The organism is Streptomyces sp. CB00316 (genome assembly GCF_001905595.1).
GTDB lineage: Bacteria > Actinomycetota > Actinomycetes > Streptomycetales > Streptomycetaceae > Streptomyces.
Genome location: NZ_LIXI01000002.1, coordinates 559,489 through 582,621, shown reverse-complemented (window position 1 = coordinate 582,621; position 23,133 = coordinate 559,489). Strand labels below are relative to the sequence as shown.

The following is a 23,133-nucleotide window of genomic DNA, read 5'->3' as shown; positions in this document are numbered from 1 at the left end:
TCGTCGGGTGAGCAGCGAGACCGGCATTACCCCAGAGCCCGCGCCCGTGGACCCCGTCCCGGCGGAGCCCGTCCAGTACGACGACGGCTACGGCCAGGAGATCGGCGTCGGGCCGCACCCGCTGCCCTGGCCGGAGGGTGAGCGGTACGACCCCGAGCTGCTGGCCCACGGCGACCGGCGCAACGTCGGCGACGGCTATCGCTACTGGACGCGGGAGGCGATCGTCGCCGATCTCGACCTGCGGCGGCACGACTTCCATGTGGCCGTGGAGAACTGGGGCCACGACTTCAACATCGGCTCGGTCGTGCGGACCGCCAACGCCTTCCTGGCGAAGGAGATCCACATCGTGGGCCGACGGCGCTGGAACCGGCGCGGGGCCATGGTCACCGACCGCTACCAGCATGTGCGCCACCACCCGGACACGGCGGACCTGACCGCGTGGGCGGCGGCAGAGGGGCTGCCGATCATCGGGATCGACAACCTCCCCGGCGCCGTACCGCTGGAGCGCACCGAACTGCCGCGCCGGTGTGTGCTGCTGTTCGGGCAGGAGGGGCCGGGCCTGACCGAGGAGGCGCGCAAGCACGCCTCGATGGTGTGCTCGATCGCCCAGTTCGGCTCGACCCGGTCCATCAACGCCGGGGCAGCGGCGGCGATCGCGATGCACGCGTGGGTGCAGCGCTACGCCGATGTCCCCGACCCCCGGGACGCCCGCTAGCTACGCCTGGCGGCGCACCTCGACCACCCGGAAGCGGTTGGCGACGAAGGCCGCGTCGCACAGGGCCGCGTTGGCCGCCGGGTTGCCGCCCGAGCCGTGGAAGTCGGAGAAGGCGGCCGTCTGGTTGACGTAGACCCCGCCGGTCAGGTTCAGCGAGAGCTGGGCCGACTCGTCCAGGCAGACGTCCTCGACAGCCCGCTCCACCTCGGCGGAGGTGGTGTAGGCGCCGACCGTCATGGCGCCCTTCTCGCGGATCGTGCGGCGCAGCAGCTCCAGCGCGGCGGGCGTCGACTCGACCGCCACGGCGAAGGAGACCGGGCCGAAGCACTCCGAGAGGTACGCCGCGTCCTCGTCGGTCTTCGTGCCGTCCAGCTTGACGACGACCGGCGTACGGACAACGGCGTCGGGGAATTCGGCGTTGGCGACCGTACGCGAGTCCAGGGCCACCTCGCCCAGCTCACCGGCGGCCTCCACCCGGGCCTTGACGTCCGGGTTGACCAGGGCGCCGAGCAGGGCCGCCGCGCGGGCGTCGTCGCCGAGGAGCTTGGTGACGGCCGCCGCGATGTCGGTGACCACCTCGTCGTACGACTTGGCGCCGTCGTCCGTGGTGATGCCGTCCCTCGGGATCAGCAGGTTCTGCGGGGTGGTGCACATCTGGCCGCTGTAGAGCGAGAGCGAGAACGCCAGGTTGGCGAGCATGCCCCGGTAGTCGTCGGTGGAGTCGATGACGATCGTGTTGACGCCGGCCTTCTCCGTGTAGACCTGCGCCTGACGGGCGTTGGCCTCCAGCCAGTCGCCGAAGGCGGTGGAGCCGGTGTAGTCGATGATGCGGATCTCGGGGCGGACCGCGAGGGTCTTGGCGATGCCCTCACCCGGCCGCTCGGCGGCGAGCGCGACCAGGTCAGGGTCGAAGCCCGCCTCGGTGAGCACCTCACGGGCGATCTTGACGGTGAGCGCGAGCGGCAGCACGGCCCTGGGGTGCGGCTTCACCAGCACGGGGTTGCCGGTGGCGAGCGAGGCGAACAGGCCCGGGTAGCCGTTCCACGTGGGGAAGGTGTTGCAGCCGATGACCAGGGAGATCCCGCGGCCGGTCGTGGTGAACGACTTGCTCAGCCTGAGCGGATCGCGCTTGCCCTGCGGCTTGGACCAGTCCGCGGTCCGAGGCGTGCGGATCTGCTCCTGATAGGCGTACGCGACGGCTTCCAGACCGCGGTCCTGCGCGTGCGGGCCGCCCGCCTGGAACGCCATCATGAAGGCCTGGCCGCTCGTGTGCATCACGGCGTGGGCCAGCTCGTGGGTGCGGGCGCTGATCCGCGCCAGGATCTCCAGACAGACCAGGGCCCGGGTCTCGGGGCCTGCCGCGCGCCACTCGGCCGTGCCGGTCTTCATCGCCGGGAGCAGGACGTCCAGATCGGCGTGCGGATACTCGACGCCGAGCTCCGGGCCGTACGGCGAGGTCTCCCCGCCTGTCCAGCCGTCGGTGCCCGGCTGGTCCAGGTCGAACCGGGTGTTCAGCACCGCGTCGAACGCGGCCTTGCCCTCGGCCGCCCCGAGACTGCCCGGGGCGCCGCCCTCGCCGTACGCCTTCGGGTGATCGGGGTGCGGCGACCAGTACGCGCGCGTACCGATCGTGTCGAGGGCCTGGTCGAGCGTGGGCCGGTGGGTCTCGGACAGCTGCTGGGGGGTGAGCGCGGCGGCCATGGCGGACCAACTCCTCATCGAGCCGGGCGGGGACGTACGGACGGAGTTAGAGTAACCGAACGATCGGTCGGGACAAGGGGCCGCAGGGAACCTGTGGACAATTCAGTGGTCCCCGCCTGCACGGGGACGATCCCTCATGGGGGAGGATCGCGGACATGACCACGGCCAAGCGGGACACGTACACCCCGGAGACGCTGCTCACCGTCGCTGTTCGTGTCTTCAACGAGCGCGGTTACGACGGCACCTCCATGGAGCATCTCTCCAGGGCGGCGGGCATCTCCAAGTCCTCCATCTACCACCATGTGGCGGGCAAGGAGGAGCTGCTGCGTCGGGCCGTGAGCCGGGCGCTCGACGGGCTCTTCGCCATCCTCGACGAACCGGGGGCGGTGCGCGGGCGCGCGATCGAGCGCGTCGAATACGTCACGCGCCGGACCGTCGAGGTGCTGATGGCGGAGGTCCCCTACGTCACGCTGCTGCTGCGGGTGCGCGGCAACACGAAGACCGAGCGCTGGGCGCTGGAGCGGCGGCGCGAGTTCGACCAGCGGGTGGCGGAGCTGCTCAAGGCGGCGGTGGCCGACGGGGATCTCCGGGCCGATGTGGACATACGGCTGGCCACCCGGCTGCTCTTCGGCATGGTGAACTCGCTGGTCGAGTGGTACCGGCCGCAGCCGGGGGGCTTCCCGGGCGAGGAACAGCTCGCCGACACGGTCGTCCAGCTCGCCTTCGAGGGGATGCGGGCGACCGGCCGCTGAACCGGTCCGGCGTGGTCAGGCCAGCTCGGCCGGGCGGTCCGGTCGGGGGCCGAGGTCCGTCTCCTCGAACACCAGCAGCGTGCGCGTCGACAGCACTTCGGGGATGGACTGGACCCGGGTGAGGACCAGCTCGCGCAGCGCCCGGTTGTCCGGCGTGTGCACCAGCAGCAGGACGTCGAAGTCGCCGCTGACCAGCGCGATGTGCGTAGCGCCGGGCAGCGCCTGGAGCTGCTCGCGCACGGTGCGCCAGGAGTTCTGCACGATCTTGAGCGTGATGTACGCAGATGCGCCCTGCCCGGCCCGCTCGTGGTCGACCCGCGCACCGAAACCGCGGATCACGCCGTCCTCGACCAGCCGGTTGATCCGCGCGTAGGCGTTGGCGCGCGAGACATGGACCCGCTCGGCCACCGAACGTATGGAGGCGCGGCCGTCCGTCTGGAGGATGCGCAGGATGTCGCGGTCGATGGCGTCCAGGGGGCGCGCGGGCGGGGGTGTGGGGGACACCGGGCCCGCGGACGGGGGCGGCGCCGAGGGCGTGGCGGCCGGGGACGTCGAGGGCGTCGCCGGGGGCACGGTCCGGCCGGGGTCCTCGCCTCTGTCGGCCATTTGTTCAGCTGCCATCTGCCCGCGCCTCCCTGCTGTGGACGACCTGCCTCTATCCCAGGCTGTGGAGAACCGTTTGTCCACAGGCTGAAGGTGCCTGTAGCCAAAATGCGCTCGCGACCGAACAATCGGTAGGTGAGGCACGCCACACCGGTGCCTCGCACGCTCCGCGACATCCTCGCGACATCTCTTGCCATCACCACACATATCGACACCCTCGATCTCCATCGATGCCTGGAGGTGCTTTCCATGACGGTCCAAGAGCTGCCCGGTGCGGCCACCTACCGGCCCACGCCGCCCCCGGCCTGGAAGCCGATCACCGACCCCGCCCCGCTGCTCCCGGACCCGGAGCCCTACCGGGTGCTCGGTACGGACGCGGTCGCCGACGTCGATCCCGAGCTGCTGCTCCGCCTCCACGCCGAGCTGGTCCGCGGCCGCCGGTACAACACGCAGGCCACCGCGCTGACCAAGCAGGGCCGGCTGGCGGTCTACCCCTCCAGCACCGGCCAGGAGGCGTGCGAGATCGCCGCAGCCCTGGTGCTGGAGGAGCGGGACTGGCTCTTCCCCAGCTACCGGGACACGCTGGCGGCCGTGGCGCGCGGGCTCGACCCGGTCGAGGCGCTGACCCTGCTGCGCGGCGACCGGCACACCGGCTACGACCCGCGTGAGCACCGCATCGCCCCGCTCTGCACCCCGCTCGCCACGCAGCTGCCGCACGCGGTGGGTCTGGCGCACGCGGCCCGCCTCAAGGGCGACGACGTCGTCGCGCTGGCCATGGTCGGCGACGGCGGCACCAGCGAGGGCGACTTCCACGAGGCGCTGAACTTCGCGGCCGTATGGAAGGCCCCGGTGGTCTTCCTCGTGCAGAACAACGGCTTCGCCATCTCCGTGCCGCTCGCCAAGCAGACCGCCGCCCCCTCCCTCGCGCACAAGGCCGTGGGGTACGGGATGCCGGGCCGCCTGGTCGACGGCAACGACGCGGCCGCCGTGCACCAGGTGCTCAGTGAGGCCGTGGCCCGTGCCCGCCGGGGCGGAGGGCCGACGCTGATCGAGGCCGTCACCTACCGCATGGAAGCCCACACCAACGCCGACGACGCCACCCGCTACCGGGTCGACAGCGAGGTCGAGGCCTGGCGGGCGCACGACCCGGTGCAGCTCCTGGAGCGCGAGCTGACCGGCCGCGGGCTGCTGGACGACGAGGGCATCGAGCGGGCGAAGGAAGCGGCCGAGCGCATGGCCGCCACACTGCGCGACCGGATGAACGCCGACCCGGAGCTGGCGCCGATGGACCTCTTCACCCATGTCTACGCCGAGCAGACCAGCCAGCTCCGCGAGCAGGCGGCCGCCCTGCGGGCCGAGCTGGACGCCGAGCAGGACCACGAGCACAGCGCGGAGGAAAGCCGATGACCACCGCGGCGACGAAAGCCGGCGGACGTACGGCCAAGGCGAAGCCGGCCACCATGGCACAGGCCCTCGGGCGTGCGTTGCGCGACTCGATGGCCGAGGACCCGACCGTGCACGTGCTCGGCGAGGACGTCGGCACCCTGGGCGGGGTCTTCCGGATCACCGACGGGCTGGCCAAGGAGTTCGGCGACGACCGGTGCACCGACACCCCGCTGGCCGAGGCGGGCATCCTCGGGGCGGCGGTCGGCATGGCGATGTACGGGCTGCGGCCCGTGGTGGAGATGCAGTTCGACGCGTTCGCCTACCCGGCGTTCGAGCAGCTGATGAGCCATGTCGCCAAGATGCGCAACCGCACCGGCGGAGCCATGCCGCTCCCCATCACCGTGCGGGTGCCCTACGGCGGCGGCATCGGCGGGGTCGAGCACCACAGCGACTCCTCCGAGGCCTACTACATGGCCACCCCCGGCCTCCACGTCGTCACACCTGCCACGGTGGACGACGCGTACGGCCTGCTGCGGGCCTCCATCGCCTCGGACGACCCGGTGGTCTTCCTGGAGCCCAAGCGGCTCTACTGGTCCAAGGCCGACTGGTCGCCGGAGGCCCCGGCCGCCGTCGAGCCGATCGGCAAGGCGGTGGTCCGGCGGACCGGGCGCAGCGCCACGCTGATCACGTACGGGCCGTCCCTGCCGGTCTGTATGGAGGCCGCCGAGGCGGCCGTCGCGGAGGGCTGGGACCTCGAAGTCGTGGACCTGCGCTCGCTGGTGCCGTTCGACGACGAGACGGTCGCGGCCTCGGTGCGGCGCACCGGCCGTGCGGTCGTCGTCCACGAGTCCCCCGGTTTCGGGGGGCCGGGCGGCGAGATCGCGGCCCGGATCACCGAGCGGTGCTTCCATCACCTGGAGGCTCCGGTGCTGCGGGTGGCCGGCTTCGACATCCCTTATCCGCCGCCCATGCTGGAGCGGCACCATCTGCCGGGAGTGGACCGGGTCCTCGACGCGGTGGCCCGGTTGCAGTGGGAGGCGGACAGCTGATGGCCCAGGTCCTCGAATTCAAGCTGCCGGACCTCGGCGAGGGTCTGACCGAGGCGGAGATCGTGCGCTGGCTGGTGGAGGTCGGCGATGTCGTCGCCATCGACCAGCCCGTCGTCGAGGTCGAGACGGCCAAGGCGATGGTGGAGGTCCCCTGCCCCTATGGGGGTGTGGTGACCGCGCGGTTCGGCGAGGAGGGCTCCGAACTCCCGGTCGGGGCACCGCTGCTGACCGTCGCGGTCGGCGCGACGGACGCCTCTTCGGCTTCCCCGGGGGATGACGGGGCTGCCGCCGATGAGCCTTCCGGCGGGTCCGGCTCGGGGAACGTCCTCGTCGGGTACGGGACCGGCGCGCCGGCCGCCCGGCGCCGGCGCATCCGGCCGGAGCGGAGCACCGCCCCCGCGGCTCCCGCTGTGGTTTCCGCACCCAGCCGCCTCGCGGTACCGGTCGCGTTCGGTGAGGTGAAGGGCCGGCAGGGGCCCGTGGCCGTGGTCTCTCCGCTCGTACGCCGGCTGGCCCGGCAGCACGAGATCGACCTGCGGCAGTTGTCGGGATCGGGGCCCGACGGGCTGATCCTGCGGGCCGATGTGGATTCCGCGATCCGGCAGGCGGGACACGTCACGGAGGCGGCGACGCGTACGGCTGCCGAGCCCGTCGTGGCGGAGGCGCCCACGGTCCAGGTGGGCGCGGCCGCGTCCGCGACCGCCGAGCGGATTCCGCTGCGCGGGGTGCGCGGAGCGGTCGCGGACAAGCTGTCGCGCAGTCGGAGCGAGATCCCGGACGCCACTTGCTGGGTGGACGCGGACGCCACCGGGCTGATGGCCGCCAGGGCCGCGATGAACGCCGCGTCGGGCCCGTCCGGCGGGTCCAAGGTGTCGGTCCTGGCCCTGCTGGCGAGGATCTGCACGGCGGCGCTGGCCCGGTACCCGGAGCTCAACTCCACCGTGGACACGGCCGCGCGGGAGATCGTGCGCCTGCCCGGCGTGCACCTCGGGTTCGCGGCGCAGACCGAGCGGGGCCTCGTCGTCCCGGTCGTCCGGGACGCGCACACCCGCAACGCCGAGTCGATCGGGGCCGAGATCGCCCGGCTGACCGAGCTGGCGCGGACCGGGAAGCTCAGCCCCGCCCAGCTGACCGGCGGCACCTTCACGCTGAACAACTACGGGGTGTTCGGGGTCGACGGCTCGACGCCGATCATCAACCACCCCGAAGCGGCGATGCTCGGCGTCGGCCGGATCATGCCCAAGCCCTGGGTGCTCAACGGCGAGCTGGCCGTACGTCAGGTCGTCCAGCTCTCGCTCACCTTCGACCACCGGGTGTGCGACGGCGGAACGGCCGGGGGATTCCTCCGGTACGTCGCCGACTGCGTGGAACAGCCCGCGGTGCTCCTGCGCACCCTGTAGGGCCTCTCCCTACGCGCACGCCCTCTCCGGCCCGGCCTGCCGGCCACCCCGGAGGGGGCGTCGGCGCCAGGGGGTGCCCATACTCGACGTATGACCGTCTACGACGTGATCGTCCTGGCCGGCGGCGCCGCGAAGCGGCTCGGCGGCGCCGACAAGCCGGCTGTACGGGTCGGTGGCCGCGCGCTGCTCGACCGGGTGCTGGCGGCCTGCTCCGGCGCGGGTGCCACCGTCGTGGTGGGCGGCCGCAGGCCCACCTCCCGGCCGGTCACCTGGACCCGTGAAGTCCCCGAGGGCGGCGGTCCGTTGGCGGCGCTCGGCGCGGGGGTGCGGCTGACGACGGCGGAGCGGGTTCTCGTCCTCTCCGCCGACCTTCCGTTCCTCGGCCCCGCCACGGTCGAGGCGCTGCTCGCCGCCGCCGGTGAGGACGGCCGGGAGGGCGCGCTCTGCACCGACCCCGACGGCCGCGACCAGCCGCTCGTCGCCGTCTACCGGGGCGAGCCGCTCCGCCGCGAGCTGGCCCTGATCGCCACCGAACACGGCGGTCTGGCCGGGCTGCCGCTCCGGCTGCTGACCGGGGAGCTGGATCTCGCCCGGGTCGATGCCGGGCCGCACGCCGCGTTCGACTGCGACACTTGGGACGACATCGCCGCGGCCCGCGCCCGGATCAGGGAGCATGGGGCCGTGCTGGACGAATGGATCACCTCAGTCAAGAACGAACTGGCAATCGAACTCGACGTCGACACCGACGTCCTGCTCGACCTCGCCCGCGACGCCGCGCACGGGGTCGCGCGGCCTGCCGCGCCGCTCACGACCTTCCTGGTCGGGTACGCGGCGGCCAGGGCGAGCGCCGACGCCGGGCCGGAGGAAGCCGCGGCGGCGGTCGCCGAGGCCGCCCGCAAGGCCACCGCGCTCGCCCTGCGCTGGGAGGCCGAGGGCGCGGAGAAGGCAACCCCGCCTGCGGGGAGCGGCGAACAGGGGCCGGCGGCGAGCGGTGAACAGGCCGGAACGCCATGACCCGCGACGAAGCCGAAGAGCTCGCCGTCGAGCAGGCCCTGGCGCTGGTCGGCGGCCGGAACCAGGCGCGTGACCGAGCGCGTGACCGGGCTGAGGATCAGACAGGCGATCAGACGGACGATCAGACGGGCGATCAGATGCCGCACCACCAGAAGACCGGTGAGCCCGCCGACCCGCACTCGACACTCTCCACACCCTCCCCTCCCGCCTCCCCCGCACCGGCTCTCCCCTGGGACCGCGCGCGGGCCGTGGCCGCGCGGGCCGGGCGGGGCGGGCCGCTGGCCGTGGTCCGGCTGCCGCTCGACCGCGCCCTGGGCCATGTGCTGGCCGAGCCGCTCGCCGCGCTCACCGACCTGCCGTCCTTCGACACCTCGGCCATGGACGGCTGGGCCGTCGCCGGGCCCGGCCCCTGGACGTACGAGGAGGGCGTGAGCCTGCTCGCGGGGGCCGGGGAGAGCCCCACCGGCCGCCTGCCCGACGGCACCGCCGTACGCATCGCCACCGGAGCCCCTGCTCCCGCCGACACCACCGCGGTCATCCGCAGCGAGCACGCCCACGTCGACGAGGCCAGGGGGCTGCTCTCCACCCGGCGGCCCGTCGTCACCGGCCAGGACATCCGCCCGCGGGGCCAGGAGTGCCGTTCGGGTGACCAGTTGGTGCCGGCCGGCACGGTGGTCACCCCGGCGGTGCTGGGTCTCGCCGCCGCCGCCGGGTACGACGCCCTGCCCGCCGTCCCCCGCCCCCGCGTCGACGTCCTCGTCCTCGGTGACGAACTCCTTGCCGCGGGCCTCCCGCACGACGGCCTGATCCGCGACGCCCTCGGCCCCATGCTCGGGCCCTGGCTGCGGGCCCTGGGTGCCGAGGTCTCCGGCCCCCGCCGCCTCGGGGACGACGCCGAGGCCCTGCGCGAGGCCCTCACCTCCTCCGACGCCGACCTGATCGTCACCACCGGAGGGACCGCATCGGGCCCGGTCGACCATGTGCACCCGGTCCTGGCCGCCCTCGGGGCCGAGCTGCTCGTGGACGGCGTCGCCGTGCGCCCCGGTCACCCCATGCTCCTGGCGCGGCTCGCCCCGGACGGGCCCCACCTGGTCGGGCTGCCCGGCAATCCGCTCGCGGCCGTATCGGGGCTCCTGACCCTCGCCGAACCGCTCCTCGCGGGGCTCGCGGGCCGCCCGGCCCAGGACGCGTACCGGACGCTCGTCCACGCCGATGTGCCCGGCCATCCGCACGACACCCGCCTCGTCCCCGTGGTCCACCGGGCGGGCCGTGCGGGCGGCCGGGACCATGTGGCGCCCCTGCGGTACAACGGTCCCGCCATGCTGCGCGGGATCGCCGCGGCGGACGGGCTGGCCGTCGTACCGGCCGGCGGGGTACGGTCCGGCACCGAGGTGGAGATTCTGGATCTCCCGTGGGCCCCGGCGACGCCGTGGACGGAAGGGTGTTTCACGTGAAACTTTCCGGCCACGACGCCATGGCCAGGCAGGCCGACGAGCATGTCGTGCCGAAGCGGGTGATGCTTCCCCGCCGGGTCATCGACCGTCCGGCGCGGCAGGTGGGCAAGCGGCTGCTGATGGCGCTGCTCGTGCTCGCCACGACGGTGCTGATCGTCTGGCTCGACCGGGATGGGTACAGCGACAACGCCGACGGCAAGGTCGACCTGCTGGACGCGGTCTACTACGCGACGGTCACCCTCTCCACCACCGGCTACGGCGACATCACTCCGACAAGCGACGGCGCCCGGCTGCTCAACGTGGTGCTGGTGACACCGCTGCGCGTGATTTTCCTGATCATCCTGGTCGGCACCACTCTCGAAGTCCTCACGGAACGGACCCGCGAGGACTTCCGGCTGAAGCGTTGGAGATCCAACTTGCGTGACCACACCGTCGTCGTCGGCTTCGGCACCAAGGGCCGCTCGGCGATCCAGACCCTCCGAGCCACCGGCCTGGCGAAGGAGCAGATCGTCGTCGTCGATCCGGCCTCCAAGGTGATCGAGGCCGCCAACGCCGAGGGCTACACCGGCGTGGTCGGTGATGCGACGCGCAGTGATGTACTGCTGCGGGCCGAGCTCCAGAAGGCGCGTCAGATCATCATCGCCACCCAGCGCGACGACACCGCCGTCCTCGTCACGCTGACCGCGCGTCAGTTGAACCGCGGCGCGAAGATCGTTGCGGCGGTCCGCGAGGAGGAGAACGCGCCCCTGCTGCGCCAGTCCGGAGCCGACGCGGTGATCACCAGCGCCAGCGCCGCCGGACGGCTGCTCGGCCTCTCCGTCCTCAGCCCGAGCGCGGGTACGGTGATGGAGGACCTGATCCAGCAGGGCAGCGGCCTCGATCTCGTCGAACGGCCGGTGATAAAGGCCGAGGTGGGCAAGAGCGTCCGGGAGACCGACGACCTGGTCGTCAGTGTGCTGCGCGGCCACCGGCTGCTCGGTTACGACGACCCCGCGGCCAGCCCCTTGCAGCTGACGGACCGGCTCATCACCATCGTGCGCGCCACACCGCCGACCGGCTCCGGCTCCGGCCCATCCCTGCCCCACCTGCCGATGCCGCCGCACCGCTCCTGACCCCGCGAAACGGGCAGGCGGCCGGTGGCGGGAGTAGCCTCGCGGCCATGCATGCGATCACGATCCCCGAACCCGGTGGCCCCGAGGCGCTCGTCTGGGCCGAGGTGCCCGATCCCGTACCCGGCGACGGCGAAGTCCTCGTCGAGGTCGTCTCCAGTGCCGTCAACCGTGCCGACGTCCTCCAGCGGCAGGGCTTCTACAACCCGCCGCCCGGCGCCTCCCCCTACCCCGGTCTGGAGTGCGCGGGCCGGATCGCGGCGCTCGGTCCGGGGGTGACCGGCTGGGCGGTCGGCGACGAGGTGTGCGCGCTGCTGTCCGGCGGCGGTTACGCGGAGAAGGTCGCCGTACCGGTGGGCCAGCTCCTCCCCGTACCGGACGGCGTGGATCTGACGACGGCGGCCGCGCTGCCCGAGGTGACCGCGACCGTCTGGTCCAACGTCTTCATGGTCGCCCACCTCCGCCCCGGTGAGACCCTCCTCGTCCACGGCGGCTCCAGCGGGATCGGCACCATGGCGATCCAGCTGGCGAAGGCGGTCGGCGCCAGGGTGGCCGTCACGGCGGGCAGTCCGCAGAAGCTCGCCGAGTGCGCGGCGCTCGGCGCCGACATCCTCATCGACTACCGCGAGCAGGACTTCGTGGCGGAGCTGGAGAAGGCGACCGACGGGGCGGGGGCCGACGTCATCCTGGACATCGTCGGCGCCAAGTACCTGGACCGGAACGTGAAGGCGCTCGCCGTCAACGGCCGCCTGGCGATCATCGGCCTCCAGGGCGGCGCGAAGGGCGAGCTGAACCTCGGTGCCCTGCTGACCAAGCGGGCCGCCGTCACCGCGACCTCGCTGCGGGGCCGCCCGCTCGGCGAGAAGGCCTCCATCATGGCCGCCGTACGCGAACATGTGTGGCCGCTGATCGCGGACGGGGTGGTCCGGCCCGTCGTGGACCGTACGGTGCCCATGGAGGACGCCGCGGAGGCGCACCGGGTGCTCGAATCCAGCTCCCATATCGGGAAGGTGCTGCTGGTCGCGCCGAACGCGTAGGCAGGCCGAACGGCAGCGGGGCCCGGCAGACACCACCGTGTGTGCCGGGCCCCGCGGGTTCACGCCGTCTACAGGTACGGCCCCGAACGGATCGGCCCGTGCGGGTCCCCGCCGCCTTCCTCGTCCTCGTGGGCCATGCCGGGCGGCAGCGCGCGGCGCATCTGCTCCAGCTGCGCGCGGGCCGCCATCTGCTGGGCGAACAGCGCCGTCTGGATGCCGTGGAAGAGGCCCTCCAGCCAACCCACCAGCTGGGCCTGCGCGATCCGCAGCTCGGCCTCGGAGGGCACCGACTCCTCGGTGAACGGCAGCGAGAGCCGCTCCAGCTCCTCCACCAGCTCCGGCGCGAGACCGTCCTCCAGCTCCTTCACGGAGCTGGCGTGGATCTCCTTGAGCCGGACCCGGCTCGCCTCGTCGAGAGGAGCCGCCCTGACCTCCTCCAGAAGCTGCTTGATCATGCTGCCGATGCGCATGACTTTCGCGGGCTGTTCGACCATTTCCGTCACCGGGACCTCGCGCGACTCGTCGTCACTGGCACCGCCGCCGATAGCCATTCCGTCCTGGCCCACGACAAGGACCTGCGGATGCTCCTGCGACCGGTCATTCCTCGGCATTTCCATGCCGCCATTGTCTCGCACACATGCCGTACACCACGTTGGTGCCCCCGGAAACGGATGATCCACCGTCTCCGGGGGCACCGGAAGGGTCCTGCGGGCACCGGATGTGCCGGTCAGCCCGCCCGGCGGGCCAGCTTCTGCCGGGAGCTGGTGAGGGCGGCGGCGAGCAGCCCGGCCAGCACCGGGACGACCAGCGCCAGGAGCGCGATCGTCTCCCACGGCATCACGATCGGTGTGTAGGCCGACTCCATCGGATCCGCCCGCATGTCCGCCAGCGCCGCGCGCAGATCGGTCAGGCGCAGCGCGACCGCCGGCACGATGCCCGCCAGCGTCCCCAGCAGCACCCCGGTCAGGGCGACGACCAGGCACTGGAAGCCGGAGAGCGACCGCCGCACGCCCGGGGGCGCGCCCACCGCGCTGAGCGTGGTGAGGTCGGCCTCGGCGTCGGCCTTGGAGAGCCCGGTGGTGATGGCCGCCGCGCCCAGGGTCACGACACCGGCGAAGAGGGCGAGGATCAGCAGGACCGCCGCGTCGTCGCGCTGCTCGGCGGAGTTCGAGGTCCACACGTACGCGCCGTTGCCGGCCTGCTCCATCGCCGCGTCGGTCGCCTGCCGCTCGGCGTCCGTCGGTTGGCGGCTCAGCGTGTAGATGCTGCCCATCTCCTCGGAGTGCAGACCGAGCCGGTCCGCGGTCCGCTGCGGCATGACCATCCGGATGCCCGGGGTGGCCGCGTAGCTGTCCGGGGCGACGTACACCTTCAGCCGGTCCGTGGTGGCGCGGGCCTTGCCGGGGTGCAGGGCGCGGTTCTCCTTGTCGCGCTCGTTGTAGATGTGGGCGGCCTTGAGGGTGACCTCGCCGTTCTTCGCGTACGCCGAGTTGAGCAGGACGGGCGTGCCCGCGGCGAGGGCCTTCGCCGCCGCTGGGTCGTCGAGCTTCACGTACGAGGTGAGCAGGGCGGCGTCCCCGACGACGATCTTGTTCTCGCCGTTGCCGAAGACGATCGTGGTGTAGTTCTCGTCGATGCAGGCGGGGGAGTTCATCAGCCGCTTGTGCTCGTCGGCCGAGATCCGCAGGGCGAGTTCCTTGGCGCCCTTGCCCTTCAGGGGGCAGGAGTGGGCCTTACCGGTGGGCTTGACGATCTCCAGGGTCCCGCAGCCGTCCTCCTCCTCGTAGTACACGGAGCAGTCGCTGCCGGCCCAGACCCGCCCGAGTCCGGCGGGCGCCCCGGTGACCGGGTAGTTCTGCTCGACGGCGGCACGCGCACGGGGCAGGTCGGCCTTCTCGGTGCTGTCGAAGGTCATCAGCGCGGCGGTGCCGGCGGTGAGGTTGGGCTGGTGGTCGTACGCCTGCTCGGCGGTGCCGCTGGCGGTGTACGTGGCGATGGCGACGCTGCCCGCGACGGCGGCCATGACGGCGGCGACGGCGGGGGCGGTCCGGCCCCGGTTGCGGGCCGCGTCGCGCAGGGCGATACGGGGCGTCAGCGGGAGGCGGCGGCCGAGCCGGCCGAGGAAGCCGACGATGACCGGGATGCAGCCGAGGAGGCCCAGCTCGGCGAGGACGGAACCGCCCGCGACCAGATTGGTGTTGCCGCTCACGCCTCCGTGGACGGCGAGGGCGACGCCGCCCGCGAGCACGACGGAGCCGACGACCGGCAGCACCCGGGAGCTGCGGCGCGAGCCGCGGCGGCCGGTGAGCGACTCCAGGACGGACTGACGGCCCGCCACGATCGCCGGGGCGAGTGCGGCGAGGACACCGGTGACCAGGCCGAGCAGGGCGATGCCGAGGATCTCCCAGGGCTGGACGGTCAGTTCGCCGAAGCGGCGGCCGGTGAAGTCCTCGATCACCGGGCGGAACAGGGCGGTGAGCCCGAACCCGGCCCCGACGCCGACGACCGCGCCGACCCCGCCGAGCACAGCGCCGCCCGCGAGCACCACGGCCCGCACCTGGCCGCGGGTGCCGCCGCACGAACCGACCAGACCCAGCTGGCGGCGCGAACGGCGGGCGCCCACGGCGAACGCCGGTCCGGCCAGCAGCACGATCTCCAGGACGGCCATGGCGGCCACGGTGAGGGCCGCCGCGGTCATCTCCGCGTCGTCGGTCTCCCAGCCCCGCATGTGCGCGGCCATGGGGACTTCGGAGTCCGGCGGCGGGTTCAGGGCGACCTGGCGGGCGCGTACCACCACGCCCCTCTCGTTGGCGGCGAGCACGTCCGGCCAGGTCACGCCCGCGCCGGGCGGGCCCTTGACCAGCCACTTCAGGTCGCTCGCCTGGGGCGGCAGGATGTCCTGGTCGCCGCCGGCGTCGCCGTCGGAGGTCTTCTGCCACGGGGCGACGACCGCGCCGGGGACGGCGAACAGGGACTTCTCCTTCAGCTCGGCGGGGCGTTCCACCGCGCCGGTGAGGGTGTAGACCTGCTCGGGGCCGCGCACGGTGACGCGGTCGCCGACGGAGAGCCCGGACGCGTCGAGGAAGGCCTCGGTCGCCGCCATCTCGTCCTTGGCCCGCGGGTAGGCGCCGTCGGTCAGTTCGACGCGGCCGCGCAGCAGCGGGTCGGCGACGTCCAGTTCGGTGATCTGGGTGTCGGTGATGCCGTGGCGGGTCGTCACGGACGCGGGCACGGACTGTTCGGTGATGTACCGCGAGCCCTTGGGAAAGGTCGCCGGTACGTCGACGGGCTTCCGCTCGTCCTCGGGAAGCGACTCGGGGGTGTCCTCGGGCGTCTGCCACATGATGCCGTCCGGCATCTGCTCCAGCCGGACCGGGCCCATCCCCTGGTCCGTGAAGCGGGCGTCCGCCGCTCCCAGGTCCGCCGTCAGATCCTCCGCCACGGTGGGCAGGGCGCTGCGGTACGTCAGGTCGGCGGCGGTCACACCGAGGACCGGCAGGGCGATCATCGCGACGACGAGGGCGCTGCGGCCCTTGGCCCGCACCGCGTCACGTCTGGCTATGCGGAAGGCGGCGCGCCATCCGGAGAAGAGGCTCACTTGGCCGCCTCGGCGGATCCGGAGGTGCCGGCGGCTCCCGTCGCCGCCGCGAGCAGCGAGTCCGCTCCGGTGGTCAGCGTCTGGTCGACGATCGAACCGTCGCGGAGGAAGACGACCCGGTCGGCCCAGGCCGCGTACCGGGGCTCATGGGTCACCATCACTCCCGCCGCGCCCTGGTCGCAGCGGGTGCGGAGCAGGGCGAGGACGGCCTCGCCGGTCTCGGAGTCGAGCGCTCCGGTCGGCTCGTCGGCGAGCACGAGGCGCCGGTCGCCGACGAGGGCGCGGGCGATGGCGACGCGCTGCTGCTGGCCGCCGGACATCTCGTCGGGGAAGCGGTCGGCTATCTCGGTCAGCTTCATCTCGGCCAGTGCGGCGAGGGCCTCCTTGCGGGCCTTGCGCACGGAGACACCGTCGAGTTCGCGGGGCAGCGCGATGTTCTCGGCGGCGGTCAGGGCGGGGATGAGGTTGTAGTCCTGGAAGACGTATCCGACGCTGCGGCGGCGCAGGGCGGCGACGCCCTTGCGGCCGAGGGACGCGATGTCCTGGCCCTCGATGATCACCTGGCCGCCGGTGGCGTTGTCGAGCCCGCCGGCCAGGGTCAGCAGGGTGGACTTGCCGGAGCCGGAGGGCCCCATCACGGCGACCAGCTCACCCGGGTACACGGAGAGGCTGATCCCGCGCAGGGCGTGCACCTCGGCGATGCCGGATCCGTGGGTACGGGTGAGGGCCCGCAGTTCGAGTACGGGGTCGCCTGCGGGTGTCCCGGAGGACGGCGGCGGAGGTGTGGCGGCGGGCGAGGACATGGTGGGTGGTTCCCCCTAGGACGAAACGCGCTGGTCGTGGAGTGCGGAACAGGAGATGGGCGGCCGAGGAAGCGTCCGGCTCAGGAGGCGGGCGGTCCAGGAAGAGCCCGGCTCAGCAGGCGTCCGGCTCAGCGCCGGGTCTTCGTGCGCCAGGTCAGGGACCGGGCCGGGCCGCGGGTGGCCGCCGGGCCGGGGCCGGCCGAGGGCTCGGTGGCGGCGGCCTCGGCGAGGCGGACGAGCCGCGACTCGCAGTGGTCGAGCCAGCGGGCCTCGGCCTCCGCCTGGAAGATCAGCTGCTCCACCACGAGGAGCCAGGCGACCTCGTCCCGGTCGGCGGGGACGTCGGCCAGGGCCTGGGCCTTGAGCCGGGTGTAGTCCTGCATGGCCTTGAGGGTGTGGCTGCGCTGGGACTGGATGACATCACGGATGTCGACACCCGGAGCCCCCACGGCCATGGCGAGTTTGATGGCCAGTTCGTCGCGGGGCGGGTTGGTGCGGTCCACCGGGGTCCCGAACCAGCTGCGCAGCTCGGCCCGGCCGTCGTCGGTGATCGCGTACAGGTCGTGCCCGGCCTCGTCGGCCCCCTCCTGCACGACCATGCCGTCGCGCTCCAGGCGGCTGAGCGTCGTATAGACCTGGCCGACGTTCAGGGGCCAGGTGGAGCCGGTGCGCGACTCGAACTCGGTGCGGAGCTGGGAGCCGTACCGAGGGCCCCGCTCCAGGAGGGCCAGCAGCCCGTGGCGGATCGACATACTGAGTATGTATACCGAGTATGTTGCTCCTGGCAAGTCTCCGGCGGTACGGCCACGGGGTGGAGGAGTCCGTTTACGCGGCGTGAAGCGGAATCAGTTCACCCGGCGCAGACGCAAGGCGAGAAAGGCGATTCCGAGCCCCACCAAGGCGATGCCCGTGCCGAGGAAGACCTGCTGCACCTGCCGTACGGCGGTGGCGTCCAGGGCGCGTGCGGCCGGGGGCCCCGGCTCGCTGAACGCCTCGGGCGGCGGAGTGAGGACCGGCAGTTCGGAAGTGCTCTCCTCGGGCTCGTCCGACGGCTCGGGGGCGGCCGGAGTCTCGGCCCGCGCCAGCTCCAGCGGGGTCAGCGAACGCCCGGGACGGGCCTTCCCGGCCCCGGCCTCGCGCCCGGCCATCGGCGCGGTCGACCCCGACACCTCGACGGAGGCGGAACGGCTGGGAGAGGGAGGAACGGAACCTTCGGGGGCCTTGGCGCCCTCCACGTCACCCCCGTCCGCCGAAAGGCTGCCGAAGGGCTCCACGGGCTCCGCGGCCCCTCCCGTGCCGGGGATCCCGGACGACGGCGGGAACAGGCCCGAGGGGAGCGCGGAGGAGGGTGAGGCGCCTGACGGGAGGCCGGCTGGGAAGCCTGATGGCAGGGGCGTGGCGGCAGGACTCGACGCCCCGGAGGGCGCTGCGCTGACGGACGGCCCGTCGGCGGAAGCGGTCCCGCCCGGCGGACCCAACGGCCCCAGCACCGCGCCGGCCGCCACCAGCAGACAGACCGCGCACCTCGACGACCACACGGCCGGACGTCCTGGAGCCATGGGATCAGCGTCACACGGGCTCTCACATCCGGCATCCCGGACGGGCGAGGAGGAGACAACCGGCCTTTCCGGGGTCGATTACCGCCCCGGAACAGAGATCCACAGCCCCGCAATGATCAGAAACGAACACCCCGCGAAGACCTGGAGCCCGCACGAGGCGGTGGAGCTCCCCGGAGCCACTACGGGATCCGTCAGGAAGGCCGGCCCGTCGAGACCTTCAGCTCGAAGTGCGCGCCGTGCTCGGAGACGGCCGCTCCCGAGGACGGGAACTGGCCGACGACCTGGCCCTCCGCGTACGTATTGCCGGGCTCCTCGATCTCCTTGATCGTCCAGCCGGCGGCCGCCGCACACTCCTTCGCCGAGAAGATGTCCTTGTAGACGAAGTTGGGCGCCTGGACCTTCTTCGGGTCGTTGGAGTCCTCGGTGGCGTCCGTGCAAGCCGTCGTCTTCATCGTCCGGTTGCGCTCCGGCGGCCGGTAGCCCTCGTCCGTGGAGGTCTCGCTGGTGCCCGGGTCGCCGCCCTTGCCCGCCTCGTCGTCCTTGCCGTCGTCCTGGAGGGCGAGCGCGGTGATCAGGCCGCCCACGGCGAGGAGCGCGACGACGATCGAGCCGACGATGACCGGCATGTTCCGCTTGGAGGAGCCGCCGCCCGTGGTGCCGACGGCCGTCTGGTGCTGCGGGTTGATCGTGTACGGGGGCGGGGTCCGGTGGGCGAGCGGGCCCGTCACCGGATAACCCTGGGCCGCCTGCGGGTAGCCGTAGCCCGGCGCGGGGGTCGGGGCCGGCTGGTTGTACGGGCCCGACTGGTACGACGGCTGCGGGTGCGGCTGGTACGGCGTCTGGACGCTCTGCGGGGCGGGGGCGGCCTGGTCGACGGGCGGGAACACCGCCGAGCCGACGCCCGCACCGCTGTTGGCCGGTCCGCCCCCGGCGACGATCACCGGGGCGCCCGTCCCACCGCCGGACGCGTTCAGCACCCGGGCGATCTCGTCCCGCATCGCGGCGGCGCTCGGGAAGCGCTCGTTCGGGTTCTTCTTGAGGGCGCGGGCGACGAGCGCGTCCATCGCCGGGGTGACCGACCGGTTGATGGTGGAGGGCGCGACCGGCTCCTCCTGCACATGCGCGTACGCGATGGCGAGCGGCGAGTCCGCGTCGAACGGGATCCGGCCGGTGAGCAGCTGGAAGAGCATGATGCCGACCGAGTACAGGTCGGAGCGGGCGTCCACACCGCGGCCGAGGGCCTGTTCGGGGGAGAGGTACTGCGGGGTGCCGACGACCATGCCGGTCTGCGTCATGGAGGTGACACCGGACTGCATGGCGCGGGCGATGCCGAAGTCCATGACCTTCACGATGCCGCGCTTGGTCATCATGACGTTGCCGGGCTTGATGTCGCGGTGGACCAGGCCCATCTCGTGGCTGGTCTCCAGCGCGGCCAGCACGTCCGCCGTCACCTTGAGCGCCTTGTCGGCGGGCATCGCACCGTACTGCCGGATGTCGTCGGCCAGCACCGAACCGAGCGGCTGCCCCTCGACGTACTCCATGACGATGTACGGCATCAGCGCGCCGCCGAGCTCGTCCTCGCCGGTGTCGAAGACCGAGACGATGTTGGTGTGCTGGAGCTTGGCGACGGCCTGCGCCTCGCGCCGGAACCGCTCGCGGAACGACTGCTCACGCCCGAGCTCGGTGTGCAGGGTCTTGATCGCGACCTGGCGGTCCAGGGCGGAGTCGTACGCCAGGTAGACGGACGCCATCCCGCCTTCGCCGAGCAGGTCACGCAGTTGGTAGCGGCCGCCTGCGACCGCCCCGCCCGCGTAGCGGCCCTGTGCGCCGTCCTGACTCATGACTTGCTTCCCCCTCGGCGGCGCGGCCCTGGCGCGCGATGTGCTGCACACGCGATGTTTCTGTAGGACGCGGTCGCGTGCGACCCGGTTCCGTACAACGCGATTACGCGCCAAGTCTGCCCGAGGGGTCCGACACGTCAAGCCGGGTACCCGTTCCGTGACCCTACGCACAGGAAGCGTCTCGGAAGCGTTACAGGAAACGCATGGATCCGAGATGGAGGACACGCCGACCGGTCGGATGATCCGTCCGGTGCGGAACCTGGGTGTCCGGTGGAGGCTGTAGCGTGACGTGGCAATGCAGCAAGGCACCGTGAGAACCCGCGGACGCGCGGACAGATACGACGGCGAGGACTGATGGCACCCGATTCCGAAGCAAACGGCGGCGGATTTTCGGATGGCTCCGACGCCTGGGGTGTCGGTGGCGTCGTCGGTGACGGACGCTACCGGATGACCTACCGGCTCGGCCGGGGCGGCATGGCGGAGGTGTACGCGGCGGAGGACGTCCGGCTCGGACGTACGGTCGCGGTCAAACTGCTCCGCTCCGACCTGGCCGAGGACCCGGTCTCCAAGGCCCGCTTCACGCGTGAGGCGCAGTCCGTCGCCGGCCTCAACCACCATGCGATCGTCGCCGTCTACGACTCCGGCGAGGACACCGTGGGCGGCCAGACCGTCCCGTACATCGTGATGGAGCTGGTCGAGGGGCGCACCATCCGCGACCTCCTCCTGACCGCCGAGGCGCCCCCGCCCGAGCAGGCGCTGATCATCGTCTCGGGGGTGCTGGAGGCGTTGGCCTACTCGCACCAGCACGGCATCGTGCACCGGGACATCAAGCCCGCCAACGTGATCATCACGGACTCCGGCGCGGTCAAGGTGATGGACTTCGGCATCGCGCGGGCGCTGCACGGTGCCCAGTCGACGATGACCCAGACCGGCATGGTCATGGGCACGCCGCAGTACCTCTCCCCCGAGCAGGCGCTCGGCAAGGCCGTCGACCACCGCTCCGACCTGTACGCGACGGGCTGCCTGCTCTACGAACTGCTCGCGCTGCGGCCTCCGTTCACCGGTGAGACCCCGCTCTCGGTGGTCTACCAGCATGTCCAGGACATCCCGGTGCAGCCGTCCGAGGTCTCGGACGTGGTGCCGCCGGAGCTGGACGGCATGGTGATGCGCTCGCTGGCGAAGGACCCGGACGACCGGTTCCAGAGCGCCGAGGAGATGCGCGGACTGGTCCAGTACAGCCTGCAGATGCTCCAGGTGCAGGGCGGCCACACCGGTACGTGGAACACCGGCCCGGTCGCGCACCACGAAGGCGGCCAGACCCCGCCGCACGGGCTGACGGGCTCGACCCGGGCGATGGGCCACCCGACGCACGGGGACACCTCGCAGGGTCCGATCCTGCCCCCGATGAACCCGGACGACGGCGGTTACAACGGCTACGACAGCGGTCACGGCGGTCAGCGGGGCGGTGGCCGGCGCAACAAGATGTGGCTCTTCGTGCTGCTCGCCCTGGTCGCGATCGGCGCCGGCGTCGCCTTCGCCATCAGCGCGGCGAACGACGACGACGGCAACAAGAAGACGCCGGTCACGCCGTCCACCTCGGTGAGCTCTTCCGAGGAGGAGCCGTCGGAGGAGCCGTCCGAGGAGGAGCCGTCGGAGGAGGAGCCGGAGCAGCCGAGCAACTCCACGGGCGGTCAGACGCAGCCCGAGCCGCCGCCGTACGACCCGCCGCCGACCCAGAGCCAGCCCTCGTTCACGCCGTCCCCGACCCCGTCCGACAACACGGACACCGGGACGACGGACGGCAACACCAACGAGGGCACCACGGGCGAGCCGAGCGGCGACCCCATCGACCCGACCACCGACCCGGGCACACCGGGTGGCAGCGGCGGGGAGCCCGGCGGCTCCGAGGGCGCGAACGCCGGCGGCAGCGCGGGCAGCGCCGGCAGCAGCGGTAGCGGCGACACGGCCGGCCCCACGACAGGGGGCACCACCCCCTGACAACCTGGGGACCGCGTCACGCACGCCACCCGCATCACTCCGTGAAGGCCGCGCACACCGCCTCGTACTCACGGGTCCACCACACCGCCAGGGCCGACACCGCAGGGAACTGCGGGTCGGCCCTTCGGTCGTCCAGGCGGTAGCGCCAGCGCAGTATCCAGAAGTCGTTGAGCCGCTCCCACCACACCCGGTGCACGGCGGCGGCCAGTTCGGCCGCTCCCGCCCCCGCCGCACGCCGGTACGCGCGGGCGTACGCCCGTACCTTCGGCAGGTCCAGCTCCCCGCCCGGCTGCACGAAGAAGATGGCCGCCGCCCGGACCGCCTCTTCGGCGCGCGGCTGCACACCCAGCCGGTCCCAGTCCACGATCGCGACCGGATCGGCGCCCCGGTAGAGCAGGTTGAGCGGATGGAAGTCGCCGTGCACCCACCCGGTGGCGGGCCCGTCCGGCGTCGGCGGCCGGCGGTGCGCATGCCGCTCCAGCAGCGCCCGGCGCTCCACGAGCCGGTGCACGGCGAGCTCGTCGAAGGCGTCGCGCGGGGTGTCCGGGGAGCGCTGTCCACGGGCCACGGCCAGCAGTTCGTCGATCAGCGCGAAGGTGTCGGAGGCATGCGGACTGCCGTACCCGGCGGGTAACGACGCCACCGACGCATCGGGTTCACCGTCCGGCGGCATCACCTGCTCAAGAGCGGTGTGTACGGCTCCGAGGAGCGTCCCGAGACGTCGCGACTGGTGGGGGGTGAGCTGGGATCCGACCCGGTGCAGTCCGTCGACCCAGGGGTGCAGGGCGTAGCAGCGGTCGCCGATCACGGTGACCGTGGTGCCCTCCGCGTCGGACAGCGGCGGGACGACGGGCACGCCGAGGGAGGCCAGGCGCTGGGTGGCGCGGTGCTGGCGCACGATCGTGGCGCGTTCACCGGTGGCGTCGCCGATGTGCTTCTTGTCGAGATGGTGCTTGAGGAAGTAGGAGCCGCGGGTGGTGGACACGCGGTATCCGTGGTTCAGCAGGCCCTTGGTGATGGGCTCGCAGGCGAGCGGTTCTCCCACGTCCGGGTAGCGGCGCAGCACCTCGCCGACCGGGGGAACTGGTGGGCGGGTTACATATGAGCGCGGCAC

The 23,133-nt window shown here is 72.6% G+C and carries 19 protein-coding genes; 10 read left to right on the top strand and 9 right to left on the bottom strand.

Annotated features, from left to right (window positions below; translation table 11 throughout):
* Positions 1–7: 7 nt before the first annotated feature.
* The gene (locus AMK21_RS06630) at positions 8–715 is read left to right on the top strand and encodes a TrmH family RNA methyltransferase (protein WP_073875105.1); all 708 of its coding nucleotides are present in this window, start codon (positions 8–10) and stop codon (positions 713–715) included.
* Here AMK21_RS06630 and paaN read toward each other — a convergent pair whose 3' ends face one another.
* On the bottom strand, positions 716–2,416 hold the full coding sequence (gene paaN / locus AMK21_RS06625) for a phenylacetic acid degradation protein PaaN (RefSeq protein ID WP_073875103.1): 1,701 nt from the start codon (positions 2,414–2,416) through the stop codon (positions 716–718). It abuts the gene before it with no gap.
* 155 nt (positions 2,417–2,571) lie between these two features.
* Here paaN and AMK21_RS06620 point away from each other — a divergent pair, with 155 nt between their 5' ends.
* A complete protein-coding gene (locus tag AMK21_RS06620; protein ID WP_073875101.1) occupies positions 2,572–3,168 on the top strand; it encodes a TetR/AcrR family transcriptional regulator in 597 nt (198 codons plus the stop codon).
* Between the two features lie 15 nt (positions 3,169–3,183).
* On the opposite strand, the gene AMK21_RS06615 is transcribed toward AMK21_RS06620, so the two are convergent.
* Entirely contained in the window at positions 3,184–3,789 is a 606-nt protein-coding gene (locus AMK21_RS06615) for an Lrp/AsnC family transcriptional regulator (protein WP_079181088.1), read from the bottom strand.
* Between the two features lie 231 nt (positions 3,790–4,020).
* On the opposite strand from AMK21_RS06615, the gene pdhA reads away from it, so the two are divergent.
* From pdhA to AMK21_RS06580, 7 genes are all read left to right on the top strand, one after another.
* A complete protein-coding gene (pdhA, locus tag AMK21_RS06610; protein ID WP_073875097.1) occupies positions 4,021–5,178 on the top strand; it encodes a pyruvate dehydrogenase (acetyl-transferring) E1 component subunit alpha in 1,158 nt (385 codons plus the stop codon).
* On the top strand, positions 5,175–6,206 hold the full coding sequence (locus AMK21_RS06605) for an alpha-ketoacid dehydrogenase subunit beta (protein WP_073875095.1): 1,032 nt from the start codon (positions 5,175–5,177) through the stop codon (positions 6,204–6,206). The genes pdhA and AMK21_RS06605 overlap by 4 nt, the downstream gene beginning before the upstream one ends.
* The gene (locus AMK21_RS06600; RefSeq protein WP_073875628.1) at positions 6,206–7,606 is read left to right on the top strand and encodes a dihydrolipoamide acetyltransferase family protein; all 1,401 of its coding nucleotides are present in this window, start codon (positions 6,206–6,208) and stop codon (positions 7,604–7,606) included. The genes AMK21_RS06605 and AMK21_RS06600 overlap by 1 nt, the downstream gene beginning before the upstream one ends.
* 90 nt (positions 7,607–7,696) lie before the next feature.
* Positions 7,697–8,620, top strand: a complete 924-nt coding sequence (locus tag AMK21_RS06595; RefSeq protein WP_073875094.1) for an NTP transferase domain-containing protein — start codon at positions 7,697–7,699, stop codon at positions 8,618–8,620.
* Positions 8,617–10,074 carry a molybdopterin molybdotransferase MoeA gene (locus AMK21_RS06590; protein ID WP_073875093.1) on the top strand — a complete coding sequence of 486 codons (1,458 nt, stop codon included), beginning with the start codon at positions 8,617–8,619 and terminating at the stop codon, positions 10,072–10,074. The genes AMK21_RS06595 and AMK21_RS06590 overlap by 4 nt, the downstream gene beginning before the upstream one ends.
* Complete coding sequence (locus AMK21_RS06585; protein WP_073875091.1) at positions 10,032–11,186, top strand: potassium channel family protein; 1,155 nt, start codon at positions 10,032–10,034, stop codon at positions 11,184–11,186. Before AMK21_RS06590 ends, AMK21_RS06585 begins: the two co-directional genes overlap by 43 nt.
* A gap of 47 nt (positions 11,187–11,233) precedes the next feature.
* Positions 11,234–12,220 (top strand): NAD(P)H-quinone oxidoreductase, encoded by a 987-nt coding sequence (locus AMK21_RS06580; RefSeq protein WP_073875089.1) that lies wholly within the window; start codon positions 11,234–11,236, stop codon positions 12,218–12,220.
* 68 nt (positions 12,221–12,288) lie between these two features.
* On the opposite strand, the gene AMK21_RS06575 is transcribed toward AMK21_RS06580, so the two are convergent.
* The 6 genes from AMK21_RS06575 to AMK21_RS06550 form a co-directional block, all read right to left on the bottom strand.
* Positions 12,289–12,837, bottom strand: coding sequence for a bacterial proteasome activator family protein (locus tag AMK21_RS06575; RefSeq protein ID WP_026241814.1), 549 nt, complete (start codon positions 12,835–12,837; stop codon positions 12,289–12,291).
* Positions 12,838–12,947: 110 nt separating this feature from the next.
* Entirely contained in the window at positions 12,948–15,818 is a 2,871-nt protein-coding gene (locus tag AMK21_RS06570; protein ID WP_073875087.1) for an FtsX-like permease family protein, read from the bottom strand.
* Complete coding sequence (locus AMK21_RS06565; RefSeq protein ID WP_073875085.1) at positions 15,815–16,621, bottom strand: ABC transporter ATP-binding protein; 807 nt, start codon at positions 16,619–16,621, stop codon at positions 15,815–15,817. Before AMK21_RS06565 ends, AMK21_RS06570 begins: the two co-directional genes overlap by 4 nt.
* A 128-nt stretch (positions 16,622–16,749) precedes the next feature.
* Entirely contained in the window at positions 16,750–17,373 is a 624-nt protein-coding gene (locus tag AMK21_RS06560) for a PadR family transcriptional regulator (RefSeq protein WP_073875083.1), read from the bottom strand.
* Between the two features lie 93 nt (positions 17,374–17,466).
* On the bottom strand, positions 17,467–17,895 hold the full coding sequence (locus AMK21_RS36815; RefSeq protein WP_324613877.1) for a hypothetical protein: 429 nt from the start codon (positions 17,893–17,895) through the stop codon (positions 17,467–17,469).
* Between the two features lie 476 nt (positions 17,896–18,371).
* Positions 18,372–20,021: a protein kinase domain-containing protein gene (locus AMK21_RS06550; protein ID WP_073875078.1), complete on the bottom strand. Its 1,650-nt coding sequence runs from the start codon at positions 20,019–20,021 to the stop codon at positions 18,372–18,374.
* 354 nt (positions 20,022–20,375) lie between these two features.
* Between AMK21_RS06550 and AMK21_RS06545 the strand changes: the two genes are divergently transcribed.
* A complete protein-coding gene (locus tag AMK21_RS06545) occupies positions 20,376–22,019 on the top strand; it encodes a protein kinase domain-containing protein (protein WP_073875076.1) in 1,644 nt (547 codons plus the stop codon).
* Positions 22,020–22,053: 34 nt separating this feature from the next.
* On the opposite strand, the gene AMK21_RS06540 is transcribed toward AMK21_RS06545, so the two are convergent.
* Entirely contained in the window at positions 22,054–23,085 is a 1,032-nt protein-coding gene (locus AMK21_RS06540; protein ID WP_073875074.1) for a phosphotransferase enzyme family protein, read from the bottom strand.
* Between the last annotated feature and the right edge of the window lie 48 nt (positions 23,086–23,133).

Excerpts from the sequence above, each read along its gene's own strand:
- paaN (WP_073875103.1), bottom strand. The coding sequence starts at position 2,416 with ATGGCCGCCGCGCTCACCCCCCAGCAGCTGTCCGAGACCCACCGGCCC.
- AMK21_RS06620 (WP_073875101.1), top strand. The coding sequence starts at position 2,572 with ATGACCACGGCCAAGCGGGACACGTACACCCCGGAGACGCTGCTCACC.
- AMK21_RS06615 (WP_079181088.1), bottom strand. The coding sequence starts at position 3,789 with ATGGCAGCTGAACAAATGGCCGACAGAGGCGAGGACCCCGGCCGGACC.
- pdhA (WP_073875097.1), top strand. The coding sequence starts at position 4,021 with ATGACGGTCCAAGAGCTGCCCGGTGCGGCCACCTACCGGCCCACGCCG.
- AMK21_RS06605 (WP_073875095.1), top strand. The coding sequence starts at position 5,175 with ATGACCACCGCGGCGACGAAAGCCGGCGGACGTACGGCCAAGGCGAAG.
- AMK21_RS06600 (WP_073875628.1), top strand. The coding sequence starts at position 6,206 with ATGGCCCAGGTCCTCGAATTCAAGCTGCCGGACCTCGGCGAGGGTCTG.
- AMK21_RS06595 (WP_073875094.1), top strand. The coding sequence starts at position 7,697 with ATGACCGTCTACGACGTGATCGTCCTGGCCGGCGGCGCCGCGAAGCGG.
- AMK21_RS06590 (WP_073875093.1), top strand. The coding sequence starts at position 8,617 with ATGACCCGCGACGAAGCCGAAGAGCTCGCCGTCGAGCAGGCCCTGGCG.
- AMK21_RS06580 (WP_073875089.1), top strand. The coding sequence starts at position 11,234 with ATGCATGCGATCACGATCCCCGAACCCGGTGGCCCCGAGGCGCTCGTC.
- AMK21_RS06575 (WP_026241814.1), bottom strand. The coding sequence starts at position 12,837 with ATGGAAATGCCGAGGAATGACCGGTCGCAGGAGCATCCGCAGGTCCTT.
- AMK21_RS06565 (WP_073875085.1), bottom strand. The coding sequence starts at position 16,621 with ATGTCCTCGCCCGCCGCCACACCTCCGCCGCCGTCCTCCGGGACACCC.
- AMK21_RS06560 (WP_073875083.1), bottom strand. The coding sequence starts at position 17,373 with ATGTCGATCCGCCACGGGCTGCTGGCCCTCCTGGAGCGGGGCCCTCGG.
- AMK21_RS06550 (WP_073875078.1), bottom strand. The coding sequence starts at position 20,021 with ATGAGTCAGGACGGCGCACAGGGCCGCTACGCGGGCGGGGCGGTCGCA.
- AMK21_RS06545 (WP_073875076.1), top strand. The coding sequence starts at position 20,376 with ATGGCACCCGATTCCGAAGCAAACGGCGGCGGATTTTCGGATGGCTCC.